This window comes from Paracoccus onubensis (assembly GCF_003591515.1).
GTDB lineage: Bacteria > Pseudomonadota > Alphaproteobacteria > Rhodobacterales > Rhodobacteraceae > Paracoccus > Paracoccus onubensis.
In genome coordinates this window covers 1-21,040 of record NZ_QZCG01000005.1, presented here as the reverse complement: position 1 = coordinate 21,040, position 21,040 = coordinate 1, and the positions used below count along the sequence as shown (strand labels likewise).

Sequence of the window (21,040 nt, the reverse complement as noted above, 5' to 3'; positions counted from 1 at the left end):
GGGGTGAACTGGCGCTAGCGGATTTCGCTTAACCGGCGGCTCAATTCGTCGCTAAGCGACTGGCGTTCTTCCGGCGTCAGAAAGGCGCCAAGCTCTATCTCTCGCTGGCCGTCGGTCAGGGTCAGGTATTTCTCGACCGGGCCTTTCCGCAATGTAACGCGCACCCAATAGGGATTGGTCCGCCAGATCCGGTCGGGCTTTCCCGGATCCTGTCGCCTCACTTCAAGCCTGTTCCGGTCCAATAGCACTTCCTCGCGGGTTTCGCCGCTGCGATAGCTGCGCTGCAAGGCGATCCACAGGCCCAGCATGACTACGGCGATGAAGGGCAGTAATCCCCACCAGACCACTGTTCCGAGAACGGCGGTCAGTGGCAGGGCCATGAGCACGGCAGTCACGCCGATGAACCAGACGAAGCCGCGCAGCGGGAGTGATCGGTAGGGCCAGAGGAGCAACCGAAATGAAACGGCCCCGGAATCATCCGGGGCCGCGTTTTTCCATTCATAGGGCATCAGTGCGAGTGGCCATGATCCCAATCCGAGCGTTTGGGCAACTGCTCGAACGTGTGTTCGGGCGGCGGGGATGGAAGTGTCCATTCCAGCGTATCCGCATATTCGTTCCAGTAATTATTCTCGGTCACGCGCTTTCCGTAGAACAGCGTGTAGAACATGATCCCGATGAAGAACAGGAACGAGGCGAAGGACAGATAGGCGCCCAGCGAACTGATATTGTTCCAATATGCGAATTCGACCGGGTAATCGATATAACGGCGGGGCATGCCCTGACGGCCCAGGAAGTGCTGCGGGAAGAAGGTCAGGTTCGCGCCGATGAACATCATCCAGAAATGCAGCTTGCCTGCCCATTCCGGATATTGACGGCCCGACATCTTGCCGATCCAGTAATAGATGCCCGCAAAGATCGCGAAGACCGCGCCAAGCGACATCACATAGTGGAAATGCGCCACGACATAATAGGTGTCATGGTAAACCCGGTCCAGCGGCGCCTGCGACAGCACCACGCCGGTCACGCCACCCACGGTGAACAGGAACAGGAAGCCGAAGGCCCAGAGCATCGGCGTCTTGAACTCGACCGAGCCGCCCCACATCGTCGCGATCCACGAGAAGACCTTGATGCCGGTTGGCACCGCGATGGTCATGGTTGCCAGCATGAAGTAGCTTTGCTGGGTCAGCGACATGCCGACGGTGTACATATGGTGCGCCCAGACGACGAAGCCCAGCACCCCGATGGCAGCCATGGCCAGAACCATCGGCAGATAACCGAAGATCGGCTTTTTCGAGAAGGTGCTGATGACATGGCTGATGATGCCGAAGCCGGGCACGACGATGATATACACTTCCGGGTGGCCGAAGAACCACAGGATGTGCTGATACAGGATCGGGTCGCCGCCGCCTGCCGGGTTGAAGAAATTGGTGCCGAAATTGCGATCCATCAGCAGCATGGTGATGGCACCGGCCAGAACCGGCAGCGCCAGCAGGATCAGCCATGCGGTGATGAAGACCGACCATGCGAACAGCGGCACCTTGAACAGCGTCATGCCGGGGGCGCGCATGTTCAGGAAGGTGGTGATGATGTTGATCGCGCCAAGGATCGACGAGGCGCCCGAGACGTGGACGGCGAAGATCGCCAGATCCATGGAATAGCCGCCCTCGGTCGTGGATAGCGGCGGATACAGGACCCAGCCGACGCCCGATCCCATCTCGCTATTGCCGCCGGGAGCCAGCAGCGAGGCGATGCCAAGGCAGACGCCGGCGACATACATCCAGTAGGACAGGTTGTTCAGGCGCGGAAAGCTCATGTCCGGGGCGCCGATATGCAGCGGCATGAAATAGTTGCCGAAACCGCCGAACAGCGCCGGAATCACCACGAAGAACATCATCAGCACCCCGTGATAGGTGATCATGACGTTCCACAGATGGCCGTTGGGCGTACATTCAGCCGACGAATCGGCGATGAAGCGCGCACCCTCCATGCACATATATTGCACCCCGGGGTGCTGAAGTTCCATCCGCATGTAAACGGTGAAACTAACCGAAATCAGCCCGACCACAGCGGCCGTCAGCAGATAAAGGATACCAATGTCCTTGTGATTGGTGGACATGAACCAGCGGGTGAAGAACCCGCGTTGGTCGTGATGGTCTTCGTGGCCGTGAGCGGCTGCGTCTGCCATACCCGAACTCCCTCAGATATCGTCGAGCCGGTCAGGCGGACCGGCGGTATTCCCCGTGTTTCTAGACCAGCCTTCCGGCGCGGGCAATGCGTAAGAAGCGCCAAAAAACACGCAATTGCGCTATGATATCACAGTCATCCCGCCTGCTGGGCGGTAAAACTGCGACAAATTGTATCAACCCCTTGTCTTAGTCCCGGCTTCCCGCCGCGAGAATCCCGCAACCTGCGCGTGCGATGGTGAAGCCATGCCCGTCCGGTTCCGGCAGGTCACCTTGGTTTGCCGGCCTGCGAAGCCGGATCCGGTGTTCTGGGGGAATGGCCATATGACAGCACCAACCTGTTTTCGACCGGCCGGACGATATCGCCGCGGCGATATTCAGGCGGCCCGGGCAAATATCGCTGTCGGGAGTGGTGCTTCCCGAAGCGCTGCCAAAACTGGCTTGCGCATGTGCGTGCAAGGACGAAAAAGACAGGCCGCCAAAGCAGAAGGGGCGGCCTGTCGGACAGTTTGTGGGGTTGGCCGGCTTATTCTGCCGGGGCGTCGGGCGATACACTGACAAGGAATGCAGCGATATCCTCTTGTCCCTTCTTCATCTTGAAGGTCATCTTGGTCTTGGCGCTGTCATCGCCGGTCTTTTCCTGAACGAAGGCGTTCGGATCGGTGATATAGGCGGCCAGATCTTCCGCCGTCCAGACTTCGCCGGCATCCTTGAGCGCAATCAGCGCGTCGGAATATTTGAAATCTTCCTGGCTGCCAGCGGGACGACCGACGACATTCCACAGATTCGGACCGGTCTTGCCGCCTTTGACAATGTCTTCGCCATCGGCGCTCTGGATCATATGGCAGGCCTTGCATTTGCGGAATTCCTTCTCGCCCGCGGCAGCATCGCCTTCCTGCGCAAAAGCAGGGATGGCAAAGGCAACGGCAAGTACTCCGCTGATGATTGCAAGTTTCATATGGCTCTCCTCACTCGTACTAGCTGGGTGTCCCGGTGCGGATCATAAGGGGGCCGACCGGCTGATTCCACCTAGCATAAGGTCGCAGGCGGAAAATATGATGGAAGGCACATGGCCTGATGCATGTGTGCCACGGCCTTGCATCGCGAAATTAGCGGATTTCAAGGGGATACAGGGATCGGCCCGCATTTGCAGGGAAAACGGCTGTGATATTCTTGCATGAAACCGCGCATACATGAAACCGGGGCCGGCATATCCGGCCGTTCAGCTTCTTGCGCCGAATTGCGCCAGGAAATCGCCGAAACGTTCACCCTGGATCAGGATATGGTCGCGCTGCGCGGTCTCGGCGGCCTGTCCGTCTCCGGCTTCGATTGCGGCGACGACTGCGGAATGTTCGGTCAGTGATTGCCGCATCCGGCGGGGCAGGCGCAATTGCTGCCGCCGGAACGGTGTCAGGCGCAGATGCAAAAGTTCCGCCTGCTCGGCAAGGAAACTGTTCCCCGAGCCCTTGTAAATGGCAAGATGAAAGCTGCGATTGGCGTCGTAATAGGCTGACGGATCCCCTGATTCCGCCGCCTGTTCGCAGCGTTCCAGCCAGTCATGCAGCGTGGCAAGCAGTTCCGGGCTGGCGCGGCGGGCGCATAATCTGGCGCAGACGGCCTCGAGTTCGGCCATGACTTCGAACATCTCGACGATACGGCCGATGGACGGGTTCAGGACCTGTGTCCCGCGCCGCCGCTTCAACTCGACCAGACCGGATGCGGACAGGCGCTGCAAAGCCTCGCGCACGGGGGTGCGCGAGACTCCGAAACGTTCGGCAAGGGCGGGCTCCTCAAGCCGCGTGCCGGGGGGAAGAATCCCCTCGACGATTTCTGTTTCCAGCGTTTCGCTGATCTCATCTACGGCACCGGTCATGCACAACATCCTTATTCGCATGCACTATTTTCTGTTGTGTATACACAAAGGCAAGTGCAGTATGCTTAACGGGAGTATGAAATTCGATGCACGACATCGCAAGGGAGGAAAATCCATGAAGAGAATCATACCCGCCGCGATCATCGCGGCAGCCATGCCTTTGGCCGCCGGGGCCGAGGTTTTGAAGGCCAGCCACCAGTTTCCGGGTGGCAAGGGCGATGCGCGCGACGAGATGGTGCAGATGATCGCCAGAGATGTCGCAGAGGCGGATGTCGATCTGGAAATCCGCGTCTATCCGGGCGAATCGCTATACAAGGCCAAGGAACAATGGAGCGCGGTCACCAGCGGACAGCTTGATATGACGTCCTTCCCGCTGGATTATGCGGCGGGCCGGGTTCCCCAGTTCAGCGTGACGCTGATGCCGGGGCTGGTGCGCAACCACGAGCGGGCGCGGCGGCTGAATGATTCGCCCTTCATGGAAGACCTGCACAAGATGATCGAGGATGCCGGCGCTGTCGTCCTGTCCGATGCATGGTTGTCCGGCGGCTTTGTCAGTAAACAGAACTGCATCACCGGCCCCGACACGATCTCGGGTCAGGTGACGCGCGCCGCCGGACCTGCGTTCGAGCAGATGCTGGTTGCTGCGGGCGCGTCGATTTCCTCGATGCCGTCGTCAGAGATTTACACGGGGATGCAGACCGGGGTTCTGGATGCGGCCAACACATCCTCGGGTTCGATGGTCAGCTACCGGCTGTTCGAACAGGGAAAATGCCTGACCGCGCCGGGCGATAACGCCTTGTGGTTCATGTATGAGCCGGTACTGATCTCGAAGAAGAAGTTCGAGCGGCTGGACGAGGCGCAGCAGAAGGCGTTGATCGATGCCGGAAAGCGGGCGGAAGACTGGTTCGCCGAGCAGGCGGCGGGTCTTGACAGCAAGATGGTCGAGACCTTCACCGAAGCCGGGGTCGAGGTGGTCGAGATGTCGCAGGATGATTTCGACGCCTGGCTGACCATCGCCCGGGAAACCTCTTACAAGAATTTCGCGGATGAGATCGAGGGTGGTCAGGACCTGATCGACAAGGCGATGGCAGTCGAATGACCGCATTTCAGCGTATTCTTGACGAACTGGCGCGGTTAAGCGGGATCCTTGCGATGATCCTGCTGGCCTCGGCCACGGTGGTGGTCACTCAGATGGTGATCTGGCGCTATTTTCTTGGCGCCTCCACCGTCTGGCAGACCGAATATGTCATCTTTTCGACGACGGCGGCGATGATGCTGGGCGCGCCCTATGTGCTGGCGCTGAAGGGTCATGTCGGCGTCGATATTCTGGTTCAGGCCGTGAGCGGCGGCACGCAGCGGGTCTTTGCCCTGATTTCGGGGCTTGCCTCGCTGGGCTTCGTAGGCGCGCTGGCGTGGTCGGGGATCGGTTTTCTGTACGAGGCGACGATGAAGGGCTGGACGACGGACACGATCTGGGCCCTGCCGCTGTGGATCCCGTTCTGGCCCATACCGTTCGCCTTTGCCCTGATGAGCCTTCAGTTGATCGCGCAGATGATCGTGGCGATCTTCCCCGGCCGTTCCGCGCAGGAAGGAGGATTGTGATGTCGCCGTCAATGGCCGGTCTGGCAGTTCTTGTCACGATTCTGGTGCTGCTGGCTGTCGGCACGCCAATCGCCTTCACGCTGGGTTTCGTCGCCGTCGGCGCTTTGATTCTGTCCGAAGGCTGGTTCGCCATCTACGGGGTGTCGGAAACATTTTTCGCGGGCCTCGCCAATTTCGGCATGGTCTCGGTGCCGATGTTCATCCTGATGGGCGCGGCGGTCGCGTCTTCGCCGGCGGGCAAGGATCTGTACGAGGCGCTTGACCGCTGGCTGTACCGGGTGCCGGGCGGCATGGTGATGTCCAATATCGGCGCCTGCGCCCTGTTCGCGGCGCTGTCGGGCTCGTCGCCCGCCACCTGCGCCGCCATCGGCAAGATGGGCATCCCCGAGATGACCCGGCGCGGCTATCCCGACTCGCTGGCTGCCGGGTCGATCGCTGCCGGGGGCACGCTGGGTATCCTGATCCCGCCCTCGGTCACGATGATCGTTTACGGGATCTCGACCGAGACCTCTATCGGCCGGCTGTTCCTTGCCGGGCTGGTTCCGGGGCTGATGCTGACCGGATTATTCATGATATGGGCGCTGTTCGACTGCTGGCGCAGGGGGATCGGGCTTAGCAATGTGACCCGTCACTTTTCGCTTGCCGAAAGGCTGGAAAAACTGCCGAAGGTTTTGCCCTTCCTGATCATTGTCGCATTGATCCTGTTCGTGCTGTATGGCGGTGTCGCCACGCCTTCCGAGGCGGCGGGAACAGGGGCGTTGATCTGTCTTGTGCTGGTTGCGGTGATCTATCGCATGTGGCGTGCCGGTCCGATGGTCAATGTGTTCCGCGATACGATCCGCGAGGCGGTGATGATCATGCTGATCCTTGGTGCGGCAGAGCTTTTCGCCTTCGCGCTGTCGTCGCTGTTCATCACCCAGACGGTGGCTGACGCGATCGCAGGTCTCGAAGTCAATCGCTGGGTGCTGCTGCTCGTCATCAATCTCTTCCTGCTGGTCGCAGGTTGTTTTCTGCCGCCGGTGGCGATCATCCTGATGACTGCGCCGATCCTGATGCCGATCCTCGATTCGGCGGGGTTCGATCCCTATTGGTTCGCGGTGATCCTGACGATCAATATGGAGATCGGGTTGATTACGCCTCCGGTCGGACTAAATCTTTATGTCATCAACGGCATCGCGCCGCAGATCAGTCTGCGTGACATCCTGATGGGATCGCTGCCGTTCGTGGGCATGATGATTCTGGGGATGCTGTTGCTGTCGCTATTCCCGCAGATTGCCCTGTTTCTGCCCGATCTGATCATGGGGGCCGCGATTTGAACCTGACGTCGCAGATATACGACCGGCTGAGCAATCTGGTCGTCAATACCGGATGGGGCCGCAAGGACGCGGCCCCGCCCAGACCCGAAACGCTGATCGAGGCGGCTCGCAAGCTGCCCGGCCTGCGCTCGGAAACCCGGGTCATGGCGCAGGCGGCAGAGCTGCTGGCGGGCTATGCGATATTGGACGATGCCGGCAAGCTGTCATTCTTCGAGTCGCTGCGCGACGGGTTCGACCCGGATCCCGATGCATTGGCAGAGGCGGCGCGGCAATATCTGGAAAGCGCCGATCCCGCGCGGCTGGAGGCGCTGTCACGTCTTGCCGAACCTCCGCGGCAGGAGCTTTTACGGCGGTTGAACACGGCGGCGGGCGGCACGGCGGCGCTTGTGGGGATGCGCGACGATCTGCTGCGCCTGACCGGGCGCGACCCGGCCTTCGCGCGTGTGGACGCGGATTTTCGGCATCTGCTTCGGTCATGGTTCAATCGCGGCTTCCTGCAACTGGTCAGGATCGACTGGCGCAGCCCGGCGTTGCTGCTGGAAAAGCTGATCAAATACGAGGCGGTCCACGAAATCCGCGATTTCCGCGATTTGCAGCGCCGCGTGCTGCCCGCCGACCGGCGCTGTTATGCCTATATGCACCCGGCGATGCCGGATGAGCCACTGATCTTCGTCGAGATCGCCCTGATCAACGGCCTGCCGGATTCGGTGCAGGGGCTGATCGACGAAGCGCGAGAGGTGCTGCCGCCCGATCAGGCCGATACCGCTGTGTTCTATTCGATCTCGAATTGCCAGAACGGGCTGGCCGGGATCAGTTTCGGCAATCTGCTGATCAAGAATGTCGTGGCCGAATTGCTGCGCGAATTGCCGAACCTGTCCGGTTTCGTCACGCTTTCCCCGATTCCCGGCCTGCGCAAATGGCTGGAAGAGCGCGCCGGGGCCGAGCCCGCGATTGCGAAACTGCTGAAAGAACCCGATCCCGTTGCCCTGTCGGCGCAGACTGCCCGCTATCTGTTGAAGGCCAGGGACGCAAAAGACCGTCCGCGCGATCCGGTGGCGCGGTTTCATCTGGGAAATGGCGCCGAGGCGCATCGCGTGATCCCCGATGCGGATATCTCGGAACGGGGGCGGAAGCAGTCTTTGGGGATGATGGTGAATTATCTCTACGATCTGAAGCGGATCGAGGCCCGGCATGACGGTTTCACCGAGCGCGGCGTGATTGCCGCGCCGCGCAAAATGCAGGATATGGCCCGCAAGGCCGAGCCGAAACAGACGGATGAAGAAACATGAGCAATATGCTTTTCGACGCCTTGATGGATCAGCATGCCGGATCGGTGCGGGATTGCCTGATCCCAGGGGACGGCCCGCGGATCAGCTATGATGAGATTTACCGGCTGTCCGGGCGTCTGGCGAATCTGTTGCTGGCCGAGGGCGTCAGCCCCGGCGACCGGGTGGCGGTGCAGGTCGAGAAATCTCCGCAGGCTCTTGCGCTTTATCTTGCCGCCATTCGGGCAGGCGCGGTGTTCCTGCCGCTGAACACCGCCTATACCCCCGCCGAGATCGCGTATTTCGTTGAAGATGCCCAACCTGCTCTGGTCGTCTGCGATCCCGCGCGCGAGGCGCGGCGGACAGAGTTCCGCCCGCAAGGCAAGTTGCTGACGCTTGGTGCGGATGGCAATGGTAGCCTGATGGATGCCGCCGCCGCGTATCGTGACGATCATGCCCCGGTGGCGCGTTCCGGCAGCGATCTGGCGGCGATCCTTTACACATCGGGGACCACGGGCCGGTCGAAGGGCGCGATGCTCAGTCATGACAATCTGTTGTCCAATGCCCGGACATTGGTCGATGCCTGGCGCTTCTCGGCGGATGATGTGCTGCTGCATGCCTTGCCGATCTTTCACACGCACGGGCTTTTCGTGGCCTCGAATGTTTTGATGCTTGCGGGCGGCGCGATGATCTGGCTGCCGAAATTCGATGCCGCGCAGGTGATTGGATTGCTGCCGCAGGCCAGCAGCATGATGGGTGTGCCGACCTTTTACACAAGATTGCTGGACCGTGACGATTTCACCCGCGATCTGGTTTCTGGCATGCGGTTGTTCACCTCGGGCAGTGCGCCGCTTCTTGCCGAAACGCATAGGGAATTCGAAGCGCGGACGGGTCATCGTATCCTTGAGCGCTATGGCATGACCGAAACCAACATGAATACCTCGAATCCCTATGAGGGCGAGCGGCGGGCAGGCACTGTCGGCTTCCCCTTGCCCGGCGTCGAGCTGCGGATCATGGGCGAGGAGGGCGCGGAACTGCCGCAGGGCGAGATCGGTATGATCGAGGTGCGGGGCAGCAATGTCTTTCAGGGCTATTGGCGGATGCCCGAAAAGACCGCCGAGGAACTGGGTGCGGATGGCTGGTTCAAGACCGGCGATCTGGGGCTGATCGATGCGCAGGGATATGTCAGCATCGTCGGGCGGGGCAAGGATCTGATCATTTCCGGCGGGTTCAATATCTATCCGAAAGAGGTCGAATTGCTGATCGACGAGATGCCGGGCGTGCTGGAAAGCGCGGTAATCGGCGTGCCGCATCCGGATTTCGGTGAGGGCGTGGTGGCCGTGGTCGCCCGTGGCCGCGACGTGGAACCCGATCCGCAGGCGATTATCGGCGGGCTGGCGGACCGGCTGGCGAAGTTCAAGCAGCCCAAGAAGGTGATCGTGGTGGATGAATTGCCGCGCAATGCAATGGGCAAGGTGCAGAAGGCCGAATTGCGGGCCCGGCACGAGGGATTGTTCGCGGGCTGATCATCCGTCTGCCCCATCGCCGTTGCACCTGACGGCGCGGGGGAGGGGCGTTTGCGTCCCTTCTTGACCCGGGCCAATTCACTCCCTGAGGATATTGAGTGAAGAAGTTGCCATACCGGTTTGGCCGGAACTGCGGCGGTGGGGGGGGGCGGACGGGCGGTTGAGGTCTTCCATCTGCACCGCCGGTAACGCAGACTGCCGCGCGAGGAGGAACCATCATGACGCAATCCGCCCCGCCGATCAGCCGTTTTCCGGTGCCAGATCTGGCCAGTCTGCCCGAGGATATCCGGCAGGCGATCGGGAAGGTGGCCGAGAAATCCGGCTTCATTCCCAATGTTTTCCTGGCGCTTGCACATCGCCCGGCAGAATTCCGGGCCTTCTTCGCCTATCATGATGCCTTGATGGACAGCGACCAGGGGCTTGGCAAGGCCGAGCGGGAGTTGATCGTGGTCGCGACAAGCGGGCTGAATCGCTGCCAGTATTGCGTTGTCGCGCATGGCGCGATCCTGCGGATCCGCGCCAGGGATCCGTTGATCGCGGATCAGGTGGCGATCAATTGGCGCAAGGCGGATCTGACCGAACGGCAGCGCGCCATGCTGAGCTATGCCGAGAAAGTCGCCCTGAACGCGCAGGAAATCGGGGATGAGGATCACGACGCCCTGTCCGATGCCGGTTTCAGCCAGGACGAGATCTGGGATATCGGCGCGATTGCCGCCTTTTTCGGGATGTCCAACCGGCTGGTGAATGCGGGCGATATCCGCCCCAATGACGAATTCTACATGCTGGGGCGGGAATGAGGGCGCCGCTTGCGCCCGGCCCCCGGGTGGCCCTGCCCGAGATAAATGCCAGGATGGATCCTGCGGACTGGGCGCAATTGCTGCTGCTGTCGCTGTTATGGGGCACGTCCTTCTTTCTGATCGCCGTTTCGGTGACCGCCTTGCCGGTTCTCAGCGTGGTTGCGATCCGCCTGATCGTTGCATCCGCAGTGCTTTGGCTGATCGTGATCGCCACGGGCCGCCGCCCTCCGCTTCAGCCGGATATCTGGGGGGCGTTCCTGATCATGGGGATTCTGAACAACGCGATCCCCTTCGGGCTGATCGTCTGGGGGCAGACCTCGGTTCCTTCGGGCGTGGCCTCGATCCTGAATGCGACCACGCCGCTTTGGACCGTCATCGTCTCGGGGATGCTGCTGGCCGATGAGGGTTTCAGCACGCGCAAGCTGGCGGGCGTTCTGCTTGGGCTTGGCGGAGTTGCCGTGATGATCGGGCTGGATACGCTGTCGGGGCTGGGTCATGCGGTCTGGGGGCAGATCGCGATTCTGGGGGCGGCGCTGTCATATGCTTTCGCCAATGTCTTCGGGCGGCGGTTTCGCAGGATGGGCCTTGATCCGGTGGTGACGGCTGCGGGCATGGTCACCTGCTCGGCCGCCCTGCTTGTGCCGCTGACGCTATCGGTCGACGGCTGGCCGGGCGCAGAGGTTCCGGGACGTGTCTGGCTGGCGGTGATTGCGCTGGGCATCTTCAGCACCGGGCTGGCCTATGTGCTGTATTTCCGCGTGCTGGCGCGGGCGGGGGCGACGAATATTTCGCTGGTGGGTTTCCTCGTGCCGGTCTCGGCGATCCTGCTGGGCTGGCTGTTTCTGGGTGAAAGGCTGGGGCCGGCGCAGCTATTGGGCATTGTCCTGATCGCCATGGGTCTGGCCCTGATCGACAGGCGGTTTCTGAGCAGGGGCAGGTAAGCGCCATGTTCCGGCGGATGCAAAGGCGTGTCCGGACAGGAACTCGACCGCATTATTCGGGGGAACATGAGCAGCTTGTGAATGATGGGCATCTGTATTAACCCCATGGACCGGACCGGCTGCCGATCCGTGCCGTGTTTGCGGCGATGCGGGGCGTCACCGTCGGCGCGCCATTTTCGCGATCCCGGGAGAGGCAGGATATGACTGATCTGAATGTCGGTTGCGAGTCCCCTTCGGCGGCGGCTGCAACCGGAAGCGATGACCCGGCCAAGGCGCGGATCACCGAAATCCTGCCGGGGATCCTGTTGCTGCGGGCCGAATTGCCCTTTGCGCTGGATCACGTGAATATCTACCTGATCGCAGAGGATGACGGCTGGGCGATCGTGGATACCGGGGTCGATGACGCAAGGACACGTGCAGTCTTCGCGCAATTGCTTGAAGGACCGCTGAAGGGGCAGCGTTTCAGCCGGTTGATCGCCACGCATCACCACCCGGATCACATCGGTCTGGCAGGCTGGCTTTGCGCCGAATACGATCTGCGGCTGTTCACCAGTCTTTCGGCCTATCTGGCCAGCCTGACGCTGCGTGGCAATCCCGAGCGGCTGGGCCGCGCATTCTACGCGGCTTATTATCGGCGGCATGGCATGACCGCCGCGCAGGCGAAATCCCTGCAGGGCTGGCCGGAACATTATCGGGAACTGGTCGGAACGCCGCCGCCGGAATTCACGCGGCTGCTGGCCGGAGACCGGCTAAAGCTTGGCCACAGGGAATTCGAGATCCTGACCGGTGACGGCCATGCGCCCGAGCAGCTTATGCTGTATTGCGCCGCCGAAGGGCTGTTGCTTGCCGGCGATCAGGTGCTGATGCGCATCTCGCCCAATATCAGCGTGGATCCGACCGGCCCCGAAAGCGATCCCTTGGGCCATTACCTGCGGTCGCTGGAGAATTTGCGGGGCCGGGTGCCTGACGGAACATTGGTGCTGCCGGGCCATCACAAGCCGTTTCGCGCTCTGCATGCGCGGATCGGGGAATTGCAGGAGCAGCACCGGCAGCGGCTTGAGACGATCCTGCGGGCATGTGGGGATTCCGAACTGTCGGTTGGCGATCTGGTTCCGGTCCTGTTCAGCCGGCCACTTGACGGATTCCAGCTTGGATTCGCATTCGGAGAGGCCCATGCGCATGTCAACCGTCTGGTTCATGACGGCCGCCTGAAGCGCAGTTCCAGCGATGATGGCATCCGCTATCGCATATCGCCTGACTGATTTGCCGCGAGCATATCCCTGTCAGATCGCGCCCGCCCGGATCACTTTCCCCCTCTGCTTCTTCTTTGTCCAAATACCTCGGGGGTCCAGGGGGCAGCGCCCCCGGCCATCGCGGGACGCACGTAACCGGCGTTTCCGATTCCGCGCAACACGCGGCCATCCGTGCAGACCGGCGGCATGAAGGTCGCGCGATATCTCAGGTAATCCAGCCCGGGATTTCCGACGCCTGCTTGATCCACTTTGCCAATTGCTCGCTATCGGGCTGATCGCCCTCGTGGATATGGAAATAGCGGGTATTCGGATCCTTCGATGTCACCGGCGGAAGCGGCGACAGCGACGTGCCGCTGAAGAATGTGATCTTTATATATTTGGTGAAACAGTGATAGCTGACGATCCAGCCATGGCCTTCGACCCCGTAGAAGGGCGAGTTCCATCTGACGGCCTTGCGGATATGGGGAACCGTTCTGGTGATGAGGCCATCCAGTTTTTGTCCCGCCTCGCGTTTCCAGCCGGGCATTGCGGCGATATAGGCCTGAACCGGCTCATCGCCGTCGCCCTTGGGGATCTGGGGATTTCCGCCGGATAGCAGGACGGGCTTGCCGTCACCCGATTGGCTGGGTCTGGCGCTTTTGCGCGATTTTCCGGTCATGGGGTCCCCGTCAGCTTGCCGTTTTGCTTTTAACGAACCGGCCGGAAAATGGTTCCGCTTGCCGGAATGCCGCGGATATCCGGGGATATGGGACCACGCGGAATCAAAGGCGGCCCCAATGCGACAAGGCAGCTTTTCTTCCCCCTGCGCAGCCGCTAGGTTCCGCCCGGAAAGCGAAACAGAACGGGGCGGCCGGTGGCGCATATCATCGTTGTGGGCAACGAAAAGGGAGGTTCGGGCAAATCGACGACCTCGATGCATGTGGCGACGGCGCTTGCGCGTATGGGGCACAAGGTCGGAGCCCTGGATCTGGACGTGCGGCAGCGGAGTTTCGGCCGTTATCTTGAAAATCGCAGCGCCTTCGTCCGGCGCGAGGAACTGGATCTGCCGACCCCGCAGCTGGGAGAGCTGGCCGAGGGAAGCGATCCGCTGACCCCGGCGCTGCAGGCGCTCGAGGCGGAATGCGATTTCATCCTGCTGGACTGCCCCGGTTCGCATACCAGGCTTAGCCAGATGGCGCATACGCTGGCCGATACCCTGATGACGCCGATGAATGACAGTTTCGTCGATTTCGACCTGCTGGCGCGGATGTCGCCCGAGGGCAAGGTGATCGGCCCGTCGATCTATGCCGAGATGGTCTGGGCGGCCCGCCAGATGCGGGCAGAGGCCGGTGCGGGGCCGATTGATTGGGTCGTGCTGCGCAATCGACTTGGCACGCAGGCCATGCATAACAAGCGCAAGGTCGGCGGGGCGCTGGAAACATTGTCGAAAAGGATCGGCTTCCGCGTCACCACCGGGTTTTCCGAGCGGGTGATTTTCCGGGAACTCTTTCCGCGCGGCCTGACGCTGCTGGATCTGAAGGATATCGGCACCGAATCTCTCAGCATGTCGAATATCGCCGCTCGGCAGGAGTTGCGCGATCTGATACAGACGCTTGATCTTCCGGGGGTAAAGGTCAGGTTCTGAGGCTCATCACCTCTCCTTGAAAATGCCAGGATTGTTGACGTAAGCGTTCGGCTTTATGTTGCGTGATTCTAATGCGGATTTACAGGCGGACAGGATGCGGGGTCTCTTTATCGTTATGCTCCTGGCCGGGTTGGCCGGCCCCGCCGCTTCCGTCGCGGAATCGGTGGATGAGCAGGCGACGGATTCTGCCGTCGAACGCGCCATTCCCGCAATCACCGTATCGGTCGCCGAGACATCGGAGGTTCAGGCCAGAGTGCCGGTGGTCGGCACGCTGACGGCGCGCGAAGAGGTGCAGGTGCATTCGCAGGTCACGGGCCACGAGATCACCGAGATTCTGGTTGAAGCCGGCGACCGGGTCGAGAAGGGGCAGCCATTGGCGCGGCTGTCGCGCGACACTCTGGAGGCGCAGCTTGCGCAGGCCGATGCCGGTTATCAGCAGGCCGAGGCTGCGTTGAAACAGGCCGCAACCGCATTGAAACGGGCGCAAAGCCTGCGGGCCTCGAACAATGCGTCGCAGGCGGCGCTGGATGATGCGGTTGCCGCCGAAGCCAATGCTCAGGCCGGGCTTGCACAGGCCGAAGCCGCGCGCCGGCTTGCCCGGCTTGATCTGGACCGGACTGAGATCGTCGCACCGGTGACCGGCCAGATCGTCGAGCGGAATGCAACGCTTGGAACGATGTCGGGCGGGACAGAGCCGCTTTTCACGCTGATCGCGGATGGCGCGATCGAGATGTCCGCCGAAGTGATTGAAACCGCGCTGCAAAGCCTGCAACCGGGCGCCCCGGCCCAAATCTCGGTAGCCGGGCTGGGACAGGTGTCGGGAGAGGTGCGGCTGATTCCCGCCTCGGTCGATCCGGTGACGCGGCTGGGCAAGATGCGTATCGCGCTGGACGATGTGCCGGGGCTGCGCCGCGGGTTGTTCGCCAGCGGCTGGGTCATCACCGCAAAGCGCGAGGCCGTGACGATCCCGGCGACGGCGGTCCTGTCGGATGATGACGGGGACCGGGTGCAGGTGGTCAAGGACGGGGTCGTCCAGTCCCGGCAGGTCAGGGCGGGGTTGCTGTGGGACGGCCGGCGCGAAATCATAGAGGGCGTTGCCGCGGATGAACAGGTGATCACCCGTTCGGGCGCGTTCTTCCGGGATGGGGATAGCGTGAAGATCGTTGACGGCGCCTCCGATCCGGATACTGCCGAATCCGGTACCGAGCCTGCTGCGGACGCGGATGCTGAAGGCGCCGGTGAACAGGCAGATCAGCCATGAATATGTCCACCTGGTCGATCCGGCATCCGGTTCCGCCGATCGCGATCTTTCTGGTGCTGCTGGTCGTCGGGCTTTACAGTTTCTTCAAGCTGCCGGTCACGGCCATGCCGAATATCGACCTGCCCATCGTCAGCGTGGATATCGGCCAGCCGGGCGCGGCCCCGTCGGAACTGACGACACAGGTCATCCAGCCGGTCGAGGACAGTATCGCCTCGGTCACCGGCGTCCGGCATATCAGTTCCACCGCGACCGACAGCATGGCCTCGATCACCGTCGAATTCGAGCTGGAAACCGACAGCGACCGCGCCGTGAACGACGTCAAGGACGCAGTGTCGAATGTGCGCGGGGAACTGCCGGAAAGCATCAGCGAACCCATCGTGCAGCGGGTCGATGTCACCGGATATCCGATCCTGACCTATGCCGTCAGCGATCCGACCCAGAGCATCGAGGGATTGTCGAAATTCGTCGATGACGTGATCGGGCGTGATCTTTCCACGGTGGACGGCGTGGGCAAGACCACCCGGATCGGCGGAGCCGAGCGCGAGATCAAGGTCGAACTCGATCCCGATCGGTTGCTGGCGCATGGGCTGACCTCGGCGGATGTCTCGAACCAGCTTCGGGCCAGCAATATCGACATGGGCGGCGGCCGCGGCGATCTGGCAAGCACGGAATATTCGATCCGCGCTCTTGGGGGCGCGGCAACGGTCGGCCAGCTTGCCGCTACGCCGGTCACCATTGCCGATGGCCGCACGATCCGGCTGGATCAGCTTGGCGATATCATCGATGGCGGCAGCGAGGCGCGCAGTTTCGCGCTTCTGGACGGCCAGCCGGTGGTGGCCTTCGGCGTCTATCGCGCAACCGGCAAATCGGATCTGTCGGCGGGCGACGGCGCAAAGGCGCGGCTGGACGAGATCCGCGAGCAATATCCGAATACCCGGATCACCCTGATCGACGACGCGACGACCTATACTTCGTCAAGCTATCACAGCGCGATGGATACGCTTTATGAGGGCGCGGCTTTGGCCGTGATCGTGGTGTTCCTGTTCCTGCGCAACTGGCGGGCCACGGCGATTGCCGCGGTGGCGCTGCCATTGTCGATCATTCCGACATTCTTCGTCATGCAATGGCTGGGCTTCACGCTGAACGGGATCAGCCTTCTGGGGATCACTCTTGTGACCGGGATTCTGGTCGATGACGCCATCGTCGAGATCGAGAATATCGTGCGCCATATCGGCATGGGATCGCCACCCTACGAGGCCAGCGAGGAAGCCGCCAGCGAGATCGGCCTGACGGTGATCGCGATCAGTTTCTCGATCGTTGCGGTCTTTGCGCCGGTTAGTTTCATGGGCGGAATTTCGGGGCAGTATTTCAAGCAATTCGGCCTGACCGTCGCGGTTTCGGTGCTGTTCTCGCTATTGGTGGCGCGGATCATCACGCCGATGCTGGCCGCCTATTTCATTCGCGGCGCCAGCCATCCGGCGGACAAGCCCGATGGCTGGATCATGCGCGTGCTGATGTCGGTGCTGCGCTGGACGATGCGGCATCGCTGGCTGACCCTGTTCGCGGGTTTCGGGGTTTTCGCGATGTCGATCTTTTCGGCGACGCTGTTGCCGACCGAATTCATTCCGGCCTCTGATATCGGGCGCAGCCAGATCGAGATCGAGATGCCCCCCGGTTCCACCATCGAGGATACCGAAGATGCCGTGCGCCGCATGTATGGCCGCATCTCGGATACGCCCGAGGTGCAGTCGCTTTTCGCCTATAGCGATGGTTCGGATGTCACCTCGGCGCGGCTGATGATCAATTACGGCAAGAAGGAAACCCGCGACCGGTCCCAGTTCGAGCTGGAAGACGAATTGAAATCCATGCTCGCCGACATGCCCGACATGCGCATCAATTTCCAGAACGAAGAGGGGCAGAGCGACTTCACCATCAGCGTTCTGGGCGCAACGGAGGAAAGCGCCGCGCTTGCCGCCGAACGGCTGGTCGACGCGATGAAGAAACTTCCGTCACTGGAAGGCGTGACCTCCTCGGCGAGCCTGAAACGCCCCGAAATCCAGATCGTGCCGAAACCCGATATCGCCGCGCAGCTTGGGGTGACGGCAAGCGATCTGGCGACAACCCTGCGGATCGCGACCCTTGGCGATAACGAGGAAAATCTGGCCAAGTTCAACGCGGGCGACGAACAGATTCCCATCGTGGTGCGCCTGAACGAAGAATCGCGCAACGATCTTATGCAGGTGCAGAACCTGCGCGTGCCCAGCTCTGCCGGGTCGGTGCCGATCTATACGGTGGCGGATGTGACCCTGTCGGCAGGCGCGGCCGAGATCGGGCGCTATGACAGGGAGTTCCGCACGACGGTCAGTGCCAATCTTGCGGGTGGCGCGTTATTGGGCCCGGTCAATACGCAGGTCGCGCAGCTGCAACAGGAGATCGAGCTTCCGCCGGGCACAAGCATCCAGCCCGCAGGCGATGCCGAGATCATGGCCGAGGTTTTCGAGGCTTTCGCAACCGCAATGGCCGCAGGGATCATGCTGGTCTATATCGTGCTGGTCCTGCTGTTCCATAATTTCATCACGCCGGTGACCATCCTGCTGTCGCTGCCCCTGGCGATCGGAGGCGCGATCATCGCGCTGTTCCTGACCGGGAACTCGATCAGCATGGCTGTCGTGATCGGTTTCCTGATGCTGATGGGGATCGTCACCAAGAACTCGATCATGCTGGTGGAATTCGCCCTGACATCGATGGCGGCGGGTACGCATAAATACAACGCGATCCTTGATGCGGTGCATAAGCGCGCCCGGCCCATCGTGATGACCACCATCGCGATGACCGCCGGCATGGTTCCCTCGGCGCTGGCGACCGGAGAGGGCGGAGAATTCCGCGCCCCGATGGCGATTGCGGTGATCGGCGGGCTGCTGTTGTCCACGTTGCTGTCGCTGCTTTTCGTGCCGTCGCTGTTTTCGCTTATCCATGGCGGTCAGGGGCGGATATTCGGCTGGGTTGCGCGCAGGATGGGCCTGAACCGCGCCCGGGACCCGCTGCAGGAATAAGGCGCGTTTCGCCATGATCCGGGGGCGCTGCCCCGTCGCGCTTGCGCGCGACTCCCCGGGATATCTGGATGAAGAAGCGGGGGCAGGGGCGAATTCGGTCAGCTGTGGCGTAGCCCTTTGGCCGATAAATCAGTAAGGCAGGCCGTGTTGCCTGTGCAGATCGTCGATCGCTTTGCGCAGCTCCTCCGATGGCGTTTTGCCGAAACCCGCGATGCCATGTTCAAGCTGTTCGAGATTGGTCGCACCGATGATCGGGATATTCCGGAAGGGCCGCGTCAATTGCCATGCGACGGCAAGGTGTACCGGATCCCAGCCATGCTCTGCCGCCAGTTCGTGATAGGCGGAAACCGCCTCCAGCGCCCTTTCGGTCTTTCGTCCGCCAAGCAGGCCCGGGCCGCCATGGGCGCGATCCACCGCGGCGCGGCTGCCTTCGGGCATCGCTCCGTCCTGATACTTGCCGCTCAGCAAACCGGCGGCCAGCGGGGAATAGGCCAGCAAAGTCACCTCTTCGGCATTTGCGGTTTCGGCCAGATCGGTGTCGTAAAGCCGGTAAAGCAGCGAATATTCGTTCTGGATCGAGGCGACGCGCGGCCCGCCCGTCCGCTCGGCCATATCGCACCAGCGGGTCAGCCCCCATGCGGTTTCGTTGGACAGTCCGAAAGCCCGCAGCTTGCCTGCGCCGATCGCGCCGGTCACGGCCTCCAGCACATCCGCCATGTGGTCCAGAACCTGCTGTTTCGAGCGGCCCGTGGAATCAAAATCCCAGTTCCGGCGGAAGGCCCAGGTGCCGCGCAGCGGCCAGTGCAGTTGATACAGGTCGATCCGGTCGGTTTGCAGGCGGCTGAGGGAATTGTCGATGGCTTGACGGATGATCGCACCGTCATAGGGTTTGCCGTCGCGCAGGTTCTGGTTGGGGCCGGTAATCTTGGTGGCGATCTCGACCCGGTTCCGATTGCCGGGCCGGGCCAGCCAGCGGCCAAGGATCTCTTCCGATTTACCCACGGTTTCGGCGCGGACCGGATTGACGGGATACATCTCGGCGCAATCAAGGAATGTCATGCCGATCGCCGCCGCCCGGTCAAGCTGGGCATGGGCGTCCGCCTCATCCGTCTGGTTGCCGAACGTCATGGTGCCAAGGCAGATCTCGCTCACCTCGACATCGCTGCCGCCAAGTGTGACTCTTTTCATCGCTGTCCCCGTATCTTCGGAATTGGCGGCAAGCTAAGGATAACCGCGCCGGATACAAGCCCGTCCGTCGGCAAAGGCTTTGGTTGCCTCGCGGCTTGTTTCTTCTTCACGCAAATATCCCGGGGGTCCGGAGGCTAGCCCTCGGCTTGTTGGTGCGCCAAGCTTCGAGAGACCTGCCGCCGGCGGGCTGACCCCCGGCTTGCCTAATAGCTGTTCCGCAACCGGTCCAGGGCACCTTGCAGGATATAGCCTGCCGCGACCTGATCCACGACCTCGGCGCGGCGTTTGCGCGACGTATCGGCTTCCAGCAAGGCCCGCTCGGCCGCCACGGTCGAGAGGCGTTCATCCCAGAACCCGATGGGCAGGTCGGTGAGACCCGAAAGGTTCCGGGCGAAGGCGCGGGTGGATTGCGCGCGCGGGCCTTCGGTTCCGTCCATATTGCGGGGCAGGCCAAGGATCAGACCGGTAAGGCGACGCTCTGCCACGATGGCCAGCAGATCGGCGGCGTCCAGCGTGAATTTCCTCCGCCGGATGACCCGCAGAGGGGAGGCGATCTGCCGCATGCCGTCACTGACCGCGACGCCGATGGTCTTGGTGCCAAGATCCAGCCCGGCAAGCGCCCCGGTCCGGGGCAGGGCCCGTGCCATGTCGGTAATGTCGTCAAAGATCATGGCCGCGCCTGCATGTTCCGGGTGTCGGGAAAGTCCGGGGAAGGAAATCGTACCGCCCCGAGGACGCGATCCCCGATGACGCAACGGCCATGCAGGCAATTCCGTGCGGAATCGCGATCAGCGGTTTCTTCATCATATCGCGGCGATATCAGGACATAACCGGCCCCGCCACATCCGGCCAATCCTGCGACGATAGTGCTCATCACTCGATCAGCCCTGCCGTCTCGGCGGCTTCGCGGATCGGCGCGATGGCTTCGGGCTGTGCGCCGAAGCGTTCCTGCGCCTCGTCCCAGATCGCGCTTGCGCGGTCGGTCTGTCCCAGCACCGCAAGCGAGCCGATCAGCCGGGCCCATTCCTCGGGCGAGCCGCCCTGCGTGGCCAGCCGCGATTCCAGCCCCGAAACCATGCCCTGAATCATCTCCTGACGTTCTTCGGGGCTCATGTCCTCGGTGGCCGCCATCGTATCGGCATCGGGGCCGGGCAGGGC

The 21,040-nt window shown here is 62.0% G+C and carries 18 protein-coding genes and 1 pseudogene; 11 read left to right on the top strand and 8 right to left on the bottom strand.

Annotation, left to right across the window (positions count from 1 at the left end; all coding sequences use genetic code 11):
* Nucleotides 1-14: 14 nt before the first annotated feature.
* The 4 genes from D3P04_RS08130 to D3P04_RS08115 form a co-directional block, all read right to left on the bottom strand.
* Nucleotides 15-509: a DUF2244 domain-containing protein gene (locus tag D3P04_RS08130; protein WP_119747723.1), complete on the bottom strand. Its 495-nt coding sequence runs from the start codon at nucleotides 507-509 to the stop codon at nucleotides 15-17.
* Nucleotides 509-2,185, bottom strand: coding sequence for a cytochrome c oxidase subunit I (locus D3P04_RS08125; RefSeq protein ID WP_119747721.1), 1,677 nt, complete (start codon nucleotides 2,183-2,185; stop codon nucleotides 509-511). The genes D3P04_RS08130 and D3P04_RS08125 overlap by 1 nt, the downstream gene beginning before the upstream one ends.
* Before the next feature lie 524 nt (nucleotides 2,186-2,709).
* Nucleotides 2,710-3,141, bottom strand: coding sequence for a c-type cytochrome (locus D3P04_RS08120; protein WP_119747719.1), 432 nt, complete (start codon nucleotides 3,139-3,141; stop codon nucleotides 2,710-2,712).
* A 264-nt stretch (nucleotides 3,142-3,405) separates the two neighbouring features.
* Entirely contained in the window at nucleotides 3,406-4,056 is a 651-nt protein-coding gene (locus D3P04_RS08115) for a GntR family transcriptional regulator (RefSeq protein WP_119747717.1), read from the bottom strand.
* A 115-nt stretch (nucleotides 4,057-4,171) separates the two neighbouring features.
* Between D3P04_RS08115 and D3P04_RS08110 the strand changes: the two genes are divergently transcribed.
* The 8 genes from D3P04_RS08110 to D3P04_RS08075 all read left to right on the top strand — a co-directional run bounded on the left by D3P04_RS08110 (nucleotide 4,172) and on the right by D3P04_RS08075 (nucleotide 12,765).
* A complete protein-coding gene (locus D3P04_RS08110) occupies nucleotides 4,172-5,155 on the top strand; it encodes a TRAP transporter substrate-binding protein (RefSeq protein ID WP_119747715.1) in 984 nt (327 codons plus the stop codon).
* Complete coding sequence (locus D3P04_RS08105; RefSeq protein WP_119747713.1) at nucleotides 5,152-5,658, top strand: TRAP transporter small permease subunit; 507 nt, start codon at nucleotides 5,152-5,154, stop codon at nucleotides 5,656-5,658. Before D3P04_RS08110 ends, D3P04_RS08105 begins: the two co-directional genes overlap by 4 nt.
* Nucleotides 5,658-6,974, top strand: coding sequence for a TRAP transporter large permease (locus D3P04_RS08100; protein ID WP_119747711.1), 1,317 nt, complete (start codon nucleotides 5,658-5,660; stop codon nucleotides 6,972-6,974). Before D3P04_RS08105 ends, D3P04_RS08100 begins: the two co-directional genes overlap by 1 nt.
* Nucleotides 6,971-8,263 carry a malonyl-CoA decarboxylase gene (locus tag D3P04_RS08095; RefSeq protein WP_119747709.1) on the top strand — a complete coding sequence of 431 codons (1,293 nt, stop codon included), beginning with the start codon at nucleotides 6,971-6,973 and terminating at the stop codon, nucleotides 8,261-8,263. The genes D3P04_RS08100 and D3P04_RS08095 overlap by 4 nt, the downstream gene beginning before the upstream one ends.
* Nucleotides 8,260-9,765: a malonate--CoA ligase gene (locus D3P04_RS08090; protein WP_119747707.1), complete on the top strand. Its 1,506-nt coding sequence runs from the start codon at nucleotides 8,260-8,262 to the stop codon at nucleotides 9,763-9,765. The genes D3P04_RS08095 and D3P04_RS08090 overlap by 4 nt, the downstream gene beginning before the upstream one ends.
* Before the next feature lie 218 nt (nucleotides 9,766-9,983).
* Entirely contained in the window at nucleotides 9,984-10,562 is a 579-nt protein-coding gene (locus D3P04_RS08085) for a peroxidase-related enzyme (protein WP_119747705.1), read from the top strand.
* The gene (locus D3P04_RS08080) at nucleotides 10,559-11,503 is read left to right on the top strand and encodes a DMT family transporter (protein ID WP_232844930.1); all 945 of its coding nucleotides are present in this window, start codon (nucleotides 10,559-10,561) and stop codon (nucleotides 11,501-11,503) included. Before D3P04_RS08085 ends, D3P04_RS08080 begins: the two co-directional genes overlap by 4 nt.
* Nucleotides 11,504-11,703: 200 nt before the next feature.
* A complete protein-coding gene (locus D3P04_RS08075) occupies nucleotides 11,704-12,765 on the top strand; it encodes an MBL fold metallo-hydrolase (RefSeq protein WP_119747703.1) in 1,062 nt (353 codons plus the stop codon).
* Between the two features lie 196 nt (nucleotides 12,766-12,961).
* Here D3P04_RS08075 and D3P04_RS08070 read toward each other — a convergent pair whose 3' ends face one another.
* A complete protein-coding gene (locus D3P04_RS08070) occupies nucleotides 12,962-13,414 on the bottom strand; it encodes a DUF1801 domain-containing protein (protein WP_119747701.1) in 453 nt (150 codons plus the stop codon).
* Nucleotides 13,415-13,609: 195 nt separating this feature from the next.
* Between D3P04_RS08070 and D3P04_RS08065 the strand changes: the two genes are divergently transcribed.
* The 3 genes from D3P04_RS08065 (at nucleotide 13,610) to D3P04_RS08055 (ending at nucleotide 18,694) form a co-directional block, all read left to right on the top strand.
* Complete coding sequence (locus tag D3P04_RS08065) at nucleotides 13,610-14,380, top strand: division plane positioning ATPase MipZ (RefSeq protein WP_119747699.1); 771 nt, start codon at nucleotides 13,610-13,612, stop codon at nucleotides 14,378-14,380.
* A 94-nt stretch (nucleotides 14,381-14,474) separates the two neighbouring features.
* Entirely contained in the window at nucleotides 14,475-15,641 is a 1,167-nt protein-coding gene (locus D3P04_RS08060) for an efflux RND transporter periplasmic adaptor subunit (RefSeq protein WP_119747697.1), read from the top strand.
* Nucleotides 15,638-18,694: an efflux RND transporter permease subunit gene (locus D3P04_RS08055; RefSeq protein WP_119747695.1), complete on the top strand. Its 3,057-nt coding sequence runs from the start codon at nucleotides 15,638-15,640 to the stop codon at nucleotides 18,692-18,694. The genes D3P04_RS08060 and D3P04_RS08055 overlap by 4 nt, the downstream gene beginning before the upstream one ends.
* A gap of 129 nt (nucleotides 18,695-18,823) precedes the next feature.
* Here the strand turns inward: D3P04_RS08055 and D3P04_RS08050 are convergent, their stop codons facing one another.
* The 3 genes and pseudogenes from D3P04_RS08050 to D3P04_RS23320 all read right to left on the bottom strand — a co-directional run.
* The gene (locus tag D3P04_RS08050) at nucleotides 18,824-19,882 is read right to left on the bottom strand and encodes an aldo/keto reductase (RefSeq protein WP_119747693.1); all 1,059 of its coding nucleotides are present in this window, start codon (nucleotides 19,880-19,882) and stop codon (nucleotides 18,824-18,826) included.
* Between the two features lie 203 nt (nucleotides 19,883-20,085).
* Nucleotides 20,086-20,553 (bottom strand): Holliday junction resolvase RuvX, encoded by a 468-nt coding sequence (ruvX, locus tag D3P04_RS08045; RefSeq protein WP_119747691.1) that lies wholly within the window; start codon nucleotides 20,551-20,553, stop codon nucleotides 20,086-20,088.
* A 202-nt stretch (nucleotides 20,554-20,755) separates the two neighbouring features.
* A pseudogene (locus D3P04_RS23320) lies at nucleotides 20,756-21,040 on the bottom strand (c-type cytochrome biogenesis protein CcmI); the annotation flags it as partial.